This is a genomic window from Haloarcula sp. CBA1122 (assembly GCF_009741785.1).
Classification (GTDB): domain Archaea; phylum Halobacteriota; class Halobacteria; order Halobacteriales; family Haloarculaceae; genus Haloarcula; species Haloarcula hispanica.
On the sequence record NZ_WPCB01000016.1, the window covers coordinates 22,831 to 34,830 of the forward strand.

At 50.5% G+C, this 12,000-nt stretch carries 9 protein-coding genes and 1 pseudogene; 6 read left to right on the top strand and 4 right to left on the bottom strand.

The genetic code is table 11. The features are described from left to right. Together GJ630_RS08480 and GJ630_RS08485 are read right to left on the bottom strand one after the other, a co-directional pair. Nucleotides 1-3,810 (bottom strand): helicase-related protein, encoded by a 3,810-nt coding sequence (locus GJ630_RS08480; RefSeq protein WP_121537935.1) that lies wholly within the window; start codon nt 3,808-3,810, stop codon nt 1-3. Nucleotides 3,811-4,211: 401 nt separating this feature from the next. After that, nucleotides 4,212-5,114, bottom strand: a complete 903-nt coding sequence (locus tag GJ630_RS08485; protein WP_228841634.1) for a hypothetical protein — start codon at nt 5,112-5,114, stop codon at nt 4,212-4,214. Between the two features lie 53 nt (nt 5,115-5,167). Here GJ630_RS08485 and GJ630_RS08490 point away from each other — a divergent pair, with 53 nt between their 5' ends. The 5 genes from GJ630_RS08490 (at nt 5,168) to GJ630_RS20510 (ending at nt 9,239) form a co-directional block, all read left to right on the top strand. Beyond that, nucleotides 5,168-6,124 (top strand): hypothetical protein, encoded by a 957-nt coding sequence (locus GJ630_RS08490; RefSeq protein ID WP_050038622.1) that lies wholly within the window; start codon nt 5,168-5,170, stop codon nt 6,122-6,124. A gap of 311 nt (nt 6,125-6,435) precedes the next feature. Further along, nucleotides 6,436-7,176 (top strand): hypothetical protein, encoded by a 741-nt coding sequence (locus tag GJ630_RS08495; RefSeq protein ID WP_147435175.1) that lies wholly within the window; start codon nt 6,436-6,438, stop codon nt 7,174-7,176. A gap of 160 nt (nt 7,177-7,336) precedes the next feature. After that, a complete protein-coding gene (locus GJ630_RS08500; protein ID WP_191449711.1) occupies nt 7,337-8,380 on the top strand; it encodes a hypothetical protein in 1,044 nt (347 codons plus the stop codon). Continuing rightward, nucleotides 8,377-8,850 (top strand): hypothetical protein, encoded by a 474-nt coding sequence (locus GJ630_RS08505; protein ID WP_191449712.1) that lies wholly within the window; start codon nt 8,377-8,379, stop codon nt 8,848-8,850. The genes GJ630_RS08500 and GJ630_RS08505 overlap by 4 nt, the downstream gene beginning before the upstream one ends. Then, nucleotides 8,793-9,239: a TauD/TfdA family dioxygenase gene (locus GJ630_RS20510; protein ID WP_191449713.1), complete on the top strand. Its 447-nt coding sequence runs from the start codon at nt 8,793-8,795 to the stop codon at nt 9,237-9,239. The genes GJ630_RS08505 and GJ630_RS20510 overlap by 58 nt, the downstream gene beginning before the upstream one ends. 181 nt (nt 9,240-9,420) lie before the next feature. Here GJ630_RS20510 and GJ630_RS20515 read toward each other — a convergent pair. Further along, a pseudogene (locus GJ630_RS20515) lies at nt 9,421-10,619 on the bottom strand (ATP-binding protein); the annotation flags it as partial. A 47-nt stretch (nt 10,620-10,666) separates the two neighbouring features. Here GJ630_RS20515 and GJ630_RS08520 point away from each other — a divergent pair. Further along, entirely contained in the window at nt 10,667-11,536 is an 870-nt protein-coding gene (locus tag GJ630_RS08520; protein WP_191449714.1) for a hypothetical protein, read from the top strand. On the opposite strand, the gene GJ630_RS08525 is transcribed toward GJ630_RS08520, so the two are convergent. Further along, nucleotides 11,533-11,976 (bottom strand): hypothetical protein, encoded by a 444-nt coding sequence (locus tag GJ630_RS08525; RefSeq protein ID WP_191449715.1) that lies wholly within the window; start codon nt 11,974-11,976, stop codon nt 11,533-11,535. The genes GJ630_RS08520 and GJ630_RS08525 overlap by 4 nt on opposite strands. Nucleotides 11,977-12,000 lie beyond the last annotated feature (24 nt).

Sequence of the window (12,000 nt, forward strand, 5' to 3'; positions counted from 1 at the left end):
CTACTGACCGATGACGCCCCAGCAGATGAGCCGAGCCTGGACGGCGCTCTCACCCACAAGAGTGGTCTGATACTCCGCAGATGCTTCGATATTGTCCTCGAGGAATGCCTCTAGTTCGACGAGGAACTCCTCGACTGGCCAGTCACCGAGCGAGGTGTAGTCCGGGTGTTCCCGGAAGGCCTCTCGCAACACTCGGTCTTCATCTGTGTGTTTGAGCTTCACTCGATCCAGCCGATCGAACAAGTCATTCGCCCACTCCCCGACCGTGTCATGCTCGTCGACAGGTGCGGACTGGTCACCGTATTGTGGGAGGATTCGCATCTGCATCATGTCGAGTAACATCTCCTGTGTGGCCGACTGACCACCACCGCTAAACACTTCCTCGACCTGCCCTTCACGGATCTCCTCTAACCGCTCGGAGAGATGCTCCTCGATCGACTCCCTGTTCGCGATTACCCTGTCGGTGTTCCCGGAAAGTTGTTCACCCTGCGTTTCCGGTGCGATGGCGAGTGAACCAACGGGTCGCTCTTTCAGGTCACCACTGAACGGTTTGTAGTACAATGCTCGCCGTACACGCCCAAGCGGTGCATCTTCGGGTTCTCCGGTCTCATCGTTCTCGAACCAGAGATGGACTAGACCAAACACACCTGGACGCGGGCCGGTATCGTGGCCAATAGCGTTCGTGTAGAGGAACTCTCGTTCATTGGTGGGTTCCTCGAAATAGTCCTCTGCGAACTCGAAGTCCTCCGAAGATAGTCCATAGTCTTCGTTCAGCTCCTCCTTGAGGAGCACACGCTCGAATGCCGCGTTCTCGTCACTTCCAGCGTTCCGTAGCAGTGGATTCTTGGAGGTGTCGTCCAGATCGTTATAGTCGGTCACATCACGGGACTCTCGAATCGACGACTCAATCTCCTCAATCTCCAATTCCCCGATAGTCTTCTCCGTCTCGACTCCCGCCCTCTCCAGCACCGCATCTTCGTTTGGATCGAGGATGTTATTCTCCTTGCCGACGATGAGTGCGATGTCGTTGATTTTTGCCTGCAAGCGCTCTAGGAGTTTGATTGCAGCCTCTATATCGCCGTCAGGGTAGAAATTATGTACGTACTTGTCCGCCGTCGAACCAATTCGGTCAATACGACCAACCCGCTGGACGATACGCATTGGATTCCAAGGCAAGTCGTAATTTACGACCACTGAAATGTCCTGAAGGTTAACCCCTTCACTAAGAGTGTCTGTCGCGACCACGTACTGCAACTCTGTCTCGTCACTTTCGGCCAGTGTCTGCTGGTACCCTGACGCCTCTGGGGCGAACCGTTTGATGATGTCTTGTTTGTTCTCGTCTCCACCCTTTACGACCGCACTGTTCTCCATCGTCATGGGTGACGACTCGTTGTCGACGAGTGTCCGGTGGACGTAGTCTGCGGTCGCGCGGTACTGAGTGAAGATGAGTACTTTCTGGTCGTACCCGTTCAGAACTCCGGCCAGCCGGTCAATCTTGGGATCACGGAACTCGCGGAGCGCGAATACGGCTTCGTAGAAGTCCAGCGTAGCAGTGTCGGCTTCGCTTAAGTCGTGCTGAGGGTAGAGGATAGGACTCGGGTCATCTTCCGGTACGTCTGGAAGAACTGCTGCACCGTGGTCAGCGAGCCACTGTTCCAGTTCAACTTCCATGTCCGCGATAGAACCGGAGTCTCGAGCTACACGACCGATGAACCGGGAGAGGAAGTAGGCAAGGAGCGTCAGGTCTTCGCGGATGTACGTTTTCACCTCTCCAACCGTGGCATCGGCTAGTTCGTCGTCCGAATCGCCCCCATCTGCTTGAAGGGCACCACTGTCGAATCCGAACTCTTCGAGCGTTTGCTCAAGATCTTCAGCTGCGTCCGCTCCCTCAACGAAATCCTCTAATGTCGTTTCTGCTGCATCATCACCCACTGTACGCAGTACATCAATATCTTCGTCCTCGGGGAGTCCATCAAGGAATCCAAGAAGTGACCGCTCACTCTCGTGTAGCGTCTGAACTGACTGGACAAAGGCATATGTGGAGGACTCGAGACGTTTCAGCAGGTTTAGTTTGTAGAGTGCTTTCAGTGTTCCCCCTGCCTGTGGATTCTTGATGGTGATATGTGGGAGGTGGAGCGCATCCATCACGTCCGGGAGCATACGATAAATGGGCTGGTAGGCGGGGGGGAGGGAATACTGCTCCTTGTTGAGTTCGGGAGGCTTGAAACTCATATCGAAGTCGTCTTGATCGGTTAGCGTCTCTTTGACGTGCTTTCGAGTCCGGAGCACCATCACCTCGTTTAGTATCTCGGAGATCTCGTCCGAGTGACGCTTGAGCTGCTCTGTCATCTGGCGCTGCTCCTTCTCAGAGGCTTTGTCTTTACCGGCAGCAATTCGCTTACGCTCCGCTGCGAGGTCGATGTACTCGTCGAAGGCGCTGAATTTCAAGGATGCCTTGTTCATCAGTTCGTTTTCGTCGGTGAACAACCCAATGAGGTTCTTGAGATCGGTAGCTGAGTTATTGATTGGCGTCGCAGTCAGCATGATCATCGTGTTGTTCCGGAGGAGGCGAGCGTTCGCATGTCGACGAGTCCCCGTGTAATCGTCGTCGTCAACCGGATTTGGATTCCACTTCCCGTGATTTCGGAATCGGTGCGCCTCGTCGATGAGCACCACATCAAATTGGTCGTCCAGAGCGTTCACCTCCTCGTATGTGAGGTTCTGGAATTTGCTGATGCTCATGACCTGCAAGTGTTTTCCATCAACCTCGAGGCCGAAGAACGGGTCTCCGTCTTCGTCTGTCGCGTTTTGGAGGAGATCACGCCACTGGTCGGTTAGGTTGGCTGGGACGATGAGGAGACAACGGTCACCTTGTTCTCGGTAGTCGTAGAGGAGTTCGCTTCCAATGAACGACTTGCCTAGACCGACCGAATCGGAGATTATGCAGCCATCATATTGTGACAGCTTCGTCTTTGCACTCTCGTAGCCGAGTGTCTGGAAATAGTACAGAGGGCTATCACGAACACTGACGTTGCCGTTCAGCTCATCATACGCCAGCAGTTTATACATCTCGAACGGTTCGAGATATGTTCCAATATCTGCCTCATCTTCGACTTCATCATCGTCCTCGTCCTGCTGTTCCTTCCACTGCTTGTAGCGATCGGTCTCCTCGATGATGTTGATGATTTCCTCAGAGAACTTCTCGCCGTTGGCCCATTGGTTGTCGTACCATTCTTCAAACGCTTCTGCGTCACTTCCGTTCTGACTGGTCAGGTTCAGTTCAACGTTGTGACGGTGCCCTGACTGTGAGAAATTCGAGGATCCAACGATAGTGACCGCACCTCGCTGATCGCGGTCACCATTCCGTAGACTCGGGTTGTCCGTCGCACCGCGAAAGCAGGCGCCTTTCGCATGAAAATACCCTGAATCGGGATTTCGAACCCTAACATCAACGAGTCCCTCTGCAATGAAATCGCGCAGTCGGTCAAGACGTTCAATCTGTGCGTTGTTCAGTTCCTCAACATCTTCCTTAACCTCCTGCTCGAACTGCTCACGTAGCGTTTGGCCTTCACTGACTTCGTCTACGGTACGTTGGTCGGTCTTTCGCCCCATTAGGATGCGAAAAGGGGCGTGTTCGAGTTCCTCCGGGTCGCGGAGGTTCTCGAGATCTTCTTTGAAGAGGTTAAAGCCAGATAAATAGAAGTAGCCGGTTGCAATGCGAATTTCTTCGCATTCAGGGACGACGGTCTTGTAAACGTCTTCGAGAGTGTTGTTCGAGTTATCTACAAGCGCGTCAAGCGAGGGTAACATCAGATATAAAACTACACTGATTATGGCATATTCATACTTTCCCCATCTCACCACTCAGGATAAGAATTGTCCCGAAAGACTAGCCCCAACTTCCATTTTGTTGGAACCTGTCATGCAATAGTTCTCAACAGATGTAATTCATGCAACCAGTCCTGAACAGAATTAATGAGTGGCAAAGTTACGAGCTTCAGCGCGAATTGAGGGCTGTACAATCGCCAAGCAGAGGGCGTGGGACACATTTTATGACACGCTACTCGCTTGTTGGGAAACACAAACTGGAACAACTGTTGGTCGTGATTATCGCTGTAGTCAAAGCTGTCTATAGAGGGGAACAGAAACTTCGATGAAATTTCAGCTAGCTCGTGAAAAAGTGAGTAGAACAATTACTTGATCGCTCCCTATTATATATCAATCCCGCTCATGATTTGCTTCGAGGATAGTTCTGAAAGGTCGATGAATGTAGAAAGTTCTTTGACCACTTCTTGAACGACGGATTGCAGTTCAATTTCGGGTACAATAAGCTGATAGCTATTTTCGACGAACGCATGAAACTCCTCTACCTCTTGTCGTACAGTCTCAATGAGGTCATCTACTCCGTCGTCAGAATATTCCTGCAAGATCTTTACACTCTTGATGGTTACCTGTGCAAGGTACGAAGCGAACTGATCTGCGTTACGAAGTGCTTCTTTGGTGAATCCTCGAATCGCATAATGTACTTCGCTCAGTGTGAGTCGATAGAGAAGTTTCGACGTAGATCGCAACCGATAGAGGTAGTGATTGTTGAGATACCGCGTTCCTTTCCAAGCGGTCTTGTAATTGAGTGGGGTAGTGAACAAGAAACACTCTACGACGAATAGACCGATTGCTCTGTAGAAAGTACCGAACCGGTCCTCTTTCACCGCTTGTAGTGACTCTGCCCGCTTCGAAGCGTCCCGCAAGGTATCCGCAGCTTCCACTAGATTCCACCCAGCAATCGCCACAGCTACAACCGAACTGGCTGTCGCCGCAGTACTCGCCATCCGGGCAAACTTCCCATGCCCGAGATTAATCCCAAGGTCGTCCTCAAGTACCTCAGTGAGCTTCCGAAGCCGGCGTAGTGTTGTGGTATCGATCTCTTGCTCTGCTCGAATTAATATACGATCACCTTCTGCGAGGCTTAACTCCAAGCTGCTATCGTGTACCTCAGACAGGGCACCGGCCAAATCAAGCGCTGGTTTTCGCGTTTCTACTCTCGCATGGCGGTACAGTCCGCCATCGAGATGGCTTGCCGCTAAATTAACACGGTCAGTATCCAATTCGCCCACAGTCTGCTAGATAGTGGAAATGTATTTAATACTTGTCGGTGAAAATAAATGCAATGTCTGGTGACGAAGATACCGACGAAATACTTCTTTCTCGTCGTAACCTTTTCCGATTGTTAGGTGGGACTATCGTCCTCGGCACCCTCGTGAGTACGATCGATGAGGAGCCTCCCGATTTCTCCAGTGAAGAGTCTGAACTACAGAATTTGGCCCAGACTATTGACTCAACTGATCTTAGAGATCCCCAGAAAAACTCTATGCTGCAGTCGTCAATAGCTACAACGATAGAGTCGGTAAATAGCTCACTCTCTGAGAAGGAGATAGACCCGACTGGAAAAACTCCATCTTCGACACCTTCGGTTGGTGCTGGCAATATCAACCAGGCTTTAGACTACTATCAAGAACTGCAGCAAACTTTGGACGAGGGGGAGTCTCTTAGTGGGAAAATTGAAAGTCGTGAGATTGCTACTTTGAATGGTGAGTACTTCAACGGTCAATCAAACCAAGAGAGACACCTTCCTAATGTGGAGTCATCCATTTCTAAATTTAGCAAAACGGTAGCGACACACACTCCCAGTGAGCAGCCGCCCTCGACACAAAAACTCTTACCTGATCGTGATAGAGTCAGTTCGCGGCTGAGCAGACAGAGAACCGTATATAAGAAACACGCTGATATGCAAGAGCTGTTCCTGAAAGTGATTTTTTCGCTTAACAGTGGTATCGACGCTTTCGAACATTCGTCTTTCGACTCTGCGGGCCGCAGCTTCCAGCGGGCGAACAATAAGGCAAGTGTGCAGATCGATGATTCTCTGAAGGACTACAGGGTAACGTCATATTCACTCACACTGGGAAACTACAGTCAGATATTCAAGCTGTATCGACAGGCTGCCGGCAATATGGCCGCTGCTTGTGCTGAAGGAATGAGCCGCGAAGAACGGAATCAGAAGATCGATCTCGGCATTAGAAGGCAGCTCAAAGCAAGAAGTGTGTTTGCTGATCGCGGGCCATTTTAATTGCTGGACTGCTTTGGCAAGGGCGGTTTACTGACAGGAGGTACCGAGCTATATGATGAAGGAATCCTCGTAACTCTGTGCATTCTGCTTCAACATCTTGTACTTGTCCGGCGTTAGCCAGCAGTCATACGAGTGGTGGTTCTCATTACGCTTGATGTGCAAAGATGGTTCTCGATGACAAGTCAATCATAATAACCACAGTTTAGAACGAATGAGTCAGCTATAGCCCGATATACTGGGTTCCGTGTCGCATTTCTTGGTCAACTCCGTCGTCTTAAGGGTTATAACGTGATAGCAAGTGGCTTAGATACATGAACCGCGACGGGACGAATTCTCACTGTTCAGGTTCCACTGAGGAGCCATTTGTCGTTGAAGTCAAATCCTCCGCAACCGATGCAAATGGTGCTGTTGCCGAACTCGCTGAAGCAGAAGGGAAATTTCTCGACTATCCATCTCGGCAGGAAGCAGAAACGCACGTTGCTCAGCTCAATAAAAAGGGCGAAGTACGCGTTGCACTGCAGAAAGTAGCTCAGCAGGATACCACTGCGGCGGATGTCTACCTCATTCCCCAACCAGAGAGAAATGTCCAGACCCCAGTAGACTCCGAGGCGGACACATGGGTATTCGGAGTCGGAGCTAACCAGTACGGAGCTATCGGGGAAGCGCTGATCAAAAATCCAGGTAATAGTCCACCTGCGCTCAAGAACTTCATTGAACAAGACCTCGATCAGCCAGAGGAAGAACTCCACATCAGCATGGTACAGAACGCCGCTCACTCTCAGTACCACGACGGTCGTGGCCGTCCCCGATACAAGAGTTGGTTACCGGATTGCGTGTTAGAGGTTGAAAAGGGGTATCCTGGTGAGTTACTTCGAAAGTACTGGTGCGAAATTAAAACCGGGAGCAGTTCATTTGAGCGTAATCAGACTGAGTTGATGCAGCAGAAAGCTTCTGAACCTGGTATTACGGTCCTCAAGATTCGCGTCAGATTAGACGATCTGCCGGAACAATATTCGGTCCGATTTCAGGAAGTAAGCCCCGATACTTCCTGAATACGCTATTACCGAATTTGTTGCGTGCTGACTCTCTTCTTCAACAACTCAGCCATTTTTGTTGAATAGTATTATTGTAAAATCAGGCTCACTCGTCAGAATTGAGCTTAGCATTACCAAAGCCCAATATAAATGTAGTCAGACTTCGATTGGGTCGCCAATGGGCGATAAGGTTCAAGAGATACTCTCTGGAGCATCCGAATCAGATGACGTTGCTCACGAATTTGACTCCACTGTCTTACAGAGATACCAAACACTCCTATTAGACACTAAACAAAAAGTTGGCGGCCGGCGCTTTGATCAACTCCAAGCTGTATTCAAAGTAGCTGAGATCGTCTTGTTGGCGTTGGGTGGTCTTCTCGGTTTTGTCCTATCATTTGACTTTGTGGGTATTCAAATGAAGATCTTGATCTGGACTTTTTATTTGATGCTTCTCATCTTTGTCGGCTTAACAGTTAGAATAGTTCCAAGTGAACTAAAATCGCTAAATGAGGAAGTGACCCGCATACGACTAATCAACCTTTGTGAGAGACTTGCTGGTCAATTAGCACTGTTTGATTTAATATATGACGATGATTTCAAGGATAAGGATGAAAGGAATATAATCGAGGATCTGTCTGATTGTCTTCCGACATTTGACTCCTTGTCAGAGGAAGATAAAGAAACAATTCGCAGATGCTTAGATGATAGCCAAATATTCGGGAATTCCCGCGAAACAAATATATCGTTAAATAACCTAGAGATTAGCGATAAGTCTGCAGATAGGCTAAATAGGGCAACAAAAGAGATTGTTGATTTGTGCCCGTATATTTTCGCAGGAGGAAGTTTCACTGCGAAACTCTACCTACGAACAGAAATGGAAGTATCCAATGATGAAATGGTAGAAGTTTTAACAAGCTTTACCAAATATCCAGCTCCCAGTAACCGTCCCCGAGGCAGTAGTTGGGTAAAAGCTCGCGGGAACCCATCAATCGTTTGGCAGGCGCTTGAAGATAGTCAGCCGAGGCATATACACGAACAAGATCTAGGAGAATACTATGATAGCGTTCTTGCGATTCCCTTGCCAGGCCGTATTGGTGTTCTCGCAATAACTTCTGACCGGATTGACGCTTTCATCGACAAAGACGATGAAATCTCAGTGCGTGCTCTATCTGTGGCATCAAGAGCTAATGCGCTACAAGCATTAGAAATCAGCGAATCATGACAATAACCGCAGAGGATGTCTTGAACGCGGACATTGGACCGTTATGTGGATCCAAATATGATGCATCTCTCTCAGAACGAATTAATGCTAATCGTGGGAAAGGAATTTCCAATGAAGTCTGTCAGGCCGCGAAAAGATCATATGAAAAATGCGGTCTCGCCCTGTTACAGCTGGATGATCTCTCCCAGCCTGTTGGCATAATTGAGCAGATTGCGGAAGGTTTTGGATTTGATTCCGGATTTGTCCCTACGCAGTATTCCGAGGATGAGGGGCTTCACAATTCATTTGGAATAAATGAGATATCTCATGATGATGAATCAGAAACAGATCATGAGGGATTTCTATCAAATGGAGAGCAGTCTGTCCACGTGGATGGCACATTAGAACCAATTGGCACAGTGCGACGACGTTTATGTTGTGCCAATCTCAGTCAAAGACTGGGGGTGAAAGCCGGGTTTTTAATTCAATAGGTGCATTTAGTCAACTAGTGAGAGAGCGCCCTGAGCTCGCAAATGCATTGTGTTCAAACAAAGCATTGACTAGGATCGACATTGATCGGTCAGGGGAATCAAAAACTGGACCTGCTTTTGATATCAACCAGTTTGGACTTGTGACTAGATTTTCACTAGATAACACTTCAAAGTGGAATGTAGACGAGGTTGAGAACCTGCAAGAGGCACTCAATTGGATGAAGGGCAAGCTAACTACTGACAGTGATTTCTATTCAGAATTCAAGCTCTCTTCCGGAGACCTACTAGTCGTTGCTAATCATAAGATCTCTCACGGACGCAACGGATATGAAGATACGAAAGGAAACCCGCGTCAATTGTATCGGGCACTTTTTAAACAAACTCTGTGATGCTTGTCTCTTTTTCGGAGTATACCGTCTATCAAAACAGATGTTCTGAGACTCCATACATGGCTGCTCGATCAGGGACCCTTTGCAAACTTTGAACATACAGATCTAAGACCACTCATTAGTCGTGTTTGATACGATGGCTCTATGAAGAAACTCAAATGTGACCCTTTCTCACTGCTTGCTACGTTCTTCTAAACTCACCATCCATAGAATAAATCCTTCCAGTCTCTTTCAGCTTTTTAATATCGTGCTTCAGGAGCTTTTGATCGAACTTTACTCTCTCAACAATCTCCTCAATCGTTGCCCCCTCTAACTCCTCTACGTAGGAAAGAATTGTTTCGCGACGTTCTCGCTGACTCTTCGACTGTCCTGTTTCGATAATATCTGCATCAAACTCACCCTCTTCAGGATCGTATCCAACCTGCTTCATGGACTTCGTCACGAGCTTGATCGCTCGCTCCACGTCCTCGATCTCCACGGTATCCGAAAGACGAACCCGAGCACTGGACTCGGCAAGCCGCTGAATCGCCTCGACCTTCCGGAACGTCAGCGGAATCGGTGAGTCGTCATCTTGCTCACCAGCACTCGCTCGGAACTCGACGAAGAATTGCTTGAGCCGTTCCGCGACTTCGTTGTCTTCGATGATAGGCCGACAGGTCTGCTTGGCGTGAGCAACGTAGGCCCGCATCACCGACCGCTCGATCGCCGGTTCAACCCGTTGCTGTTCCTCGTCGCTCAGTTCCTCCCCGCGAGTATGACGGCCTGCAGCCTGTCGACTCTGGACCATGTGCTCGACCACTTCTGCGTCGTCTTCCCGATCGGCTGGTCAGACACCATGAACATCAGATCGAACCGAGAGAGGAGCGTCGGCCCCATGTCGATCTGCTCGCCCTTCGGACGGTAGCGCTCGAAGCGTCCGTTCTTCGGATTCCCTGCCGCCAGTAGCGAGGTTCGAGCGTTCAGCGTGGCGTTGATCCCGGCCTTGTTGACGTGGACCTGCTGACTCTCAAGGGCGTCGTGCATCGAGGACACCGCGTCGGACTGCATCTTGTCGATCTCGTCGACGCAGGCGATCCCGCCGTCGGCCAGCACCAGCGCGCCGGCTTCCAGCCCCCACTCGGTATCTCCGAAGTCGTCAGCGACAGCCGCCGCGGTCATGCCTGCCGCCGTCGCACCCTTTCCAGAGGCGTAGGTCGACCGCGGTGCGATCTGGTCGACGTAGCGGAGGAAAGTGGACTTGCCACAGCCGGGGTCTCCGAGGAGGAGCATGTGCCAGTCGCCACGGTCGCGGCTTCCGTCGGGGTACTCGTGTGCCCAGCCGCCGAAGAGCTGTAGCGCGACGGCGAGTTTGACGTGTTCGTCGCCCCGGTGTTTCGGGTGCGGACACAGCCCTGACTGCCGACCACGACGAACAACTCTCGTCCTATATGATGAACAAGAACGTCAACTACGGCGTTCTGACGAACGGGAAGCAGTATCGCTTCTTTCAGCGCCGAGTTGACGCTTCAAACGTGAATGTTCAGCAGGTCGGTGATGTAGACCTCGGAGACCTGCCCAACCGTCTCGCCGTTTTGAAAGCCTACGAGAAAGACGCTATCGAGTCGGGCGAATCGGGGAAGATACTCGGTCGAATCAACGAACTCCGTGAAGCCCGCCAAACCCTCGAAGCGGACAAGGACGATTTGGCGGTTGAACTCTCGAATACGCTGGCTAACGAGATTTCAGACGCTATCTCGTCGCTTGCGGAAACACAGGCCAAGGAGATGATTGACCGGCTCGTGGAAGACATAGACTCGGAAATTGACACCGACGGCGGTGGGGGTACGGACGACCCGATAGGTGGTGGCGGTGGTGGTATCGAACCATCGGACAATCACATCGCCGGTCGGATTAGACGCGCCGAGATGGATGGTGACGACGACGCGAAGGTCGCAGTGTTCCCGACGAAGGAATCCGGTCTACCCTTCTTGAAAGAGAACAACGCGTGGGGTTTCGTTCGCGTCGGGAGCGAGTTCGAGTACGTAGCGATGTACGTGACCGGCGACGTGCGTCAAGTGAAATACTTCGCTACGGTCAAGGACGTTGTTCCGCCCGAAGAGGCTGAATTATCTCGCCCCATCGAAGAGTACGCTGATGGTGCGAAAATCGCAGATGACAAGATGGTGATTCGTTTTGAACCGGAGAGTCTGTATGAGTTGGACGACCCCGTTCCATACGAAACGAAGTACCCGCAAGGTCTTCGATATACTATTCTCGGAGCGCTTCGGTCAGCAGAGACGACCGACGATATGCTCTAATCTTCTTCGTCTTCTCTGAAAGGCTCTGTTGCCGAGTCAGCGGCTTCTGCGGTTTCTAACTCGTCTATCGCACTAAAGGAGACGTACTTCTCGTCTATCTCTCGGAGCGTTTGTTTGCCCATCACGCCCTCTGCCGCCCCCTGTGGTTTCTTCGACCCGGCACCGAACATTAGGTGTATATCACTCAATTCAACGTACTCTTCTACATCTTCGAGCAGGAATCCCGGCGGGAATGACGTAACATCAGCAACCGTCCCTCGAATGATGTGGCTGTTCTGTCGTACCTTCCCTCTGTCACCCGATTCAAGGCCGCCAACGTTGACCGAATGCGTCCGAATCAGGATTTCTTCGCCCTTGTAATCCTTCCAAAACTCGTAGTAATCTGACGCTCCGTCAACTAACTTCGAGAGTGGGCCGAGAGCCGCTGAAGGGTCTGCCATATCTTGTCCATCCGGTGGGTGAAG

What these genes read in the sequence shown, in the direction of transcription:
- GJ630_RS08490 (WP_050038622.1), top strand. Translation starts at nt 5,168, where the DNA reads ATGTCTGGTGACGAAGATACCGACGAAATACTTCTTTCTCGTCGTAAC.
- GJ630_RS08495 (WP_147435175.1), top strand. Translation starts at nt 6,436, where the DNA reads ATGAACCGCGACGGGACGAATTCTCACTGTTCAGGTTCCACTGAGGAG.
- GJ630_RS08505 (WP_191449712.1), top strand. Translation starts at nt 8,377, where the DNA reads ATGACAATAACCGCAGAGGATGTCTTGAACGCGGACATTGGACCGTTA.
- GJ630_RS08480 (WP_121537935.1), bottom strand. Translation starts at nt 3,810, where the DNA reads ATGTTACCCTCGCTTGACGCGCTTGTAGATAACTCGAACAACACTCTC.
- GJ630_RS08520 (WP_191449714.1), top strand. Translation starts at nt 10,667, where the DNA reads ATGATGAACAAGAACGTCAACTACGGCGTTCTGACGAACGGGAAGCAG.
- GJ630_RS08525 (WP_191449715.1), bottom strand. Translation starts at nt 11,976, where the DNA reads ATGGCAGACCCTTCAGCGGCTCTCGGCCCACTCTCGAAGTTAGTTGAC.
- GJ630_RS08500 (WP_191449711.1), top strand. Translation starts at nt 7,337, where the DNA reads ATGGGCGATAAGGTTCAAGAGATACTCTCTGGAGCATCCGAATCAGAT.
- GJ630_RS20510 (WP_191449713.1), top strand. Translation starts at nt 8,793, where the DNA reads ATGTTGTGCCAATCTCAGTCAAAGACTGGGGGTGAAAGCCGGGTTTTT.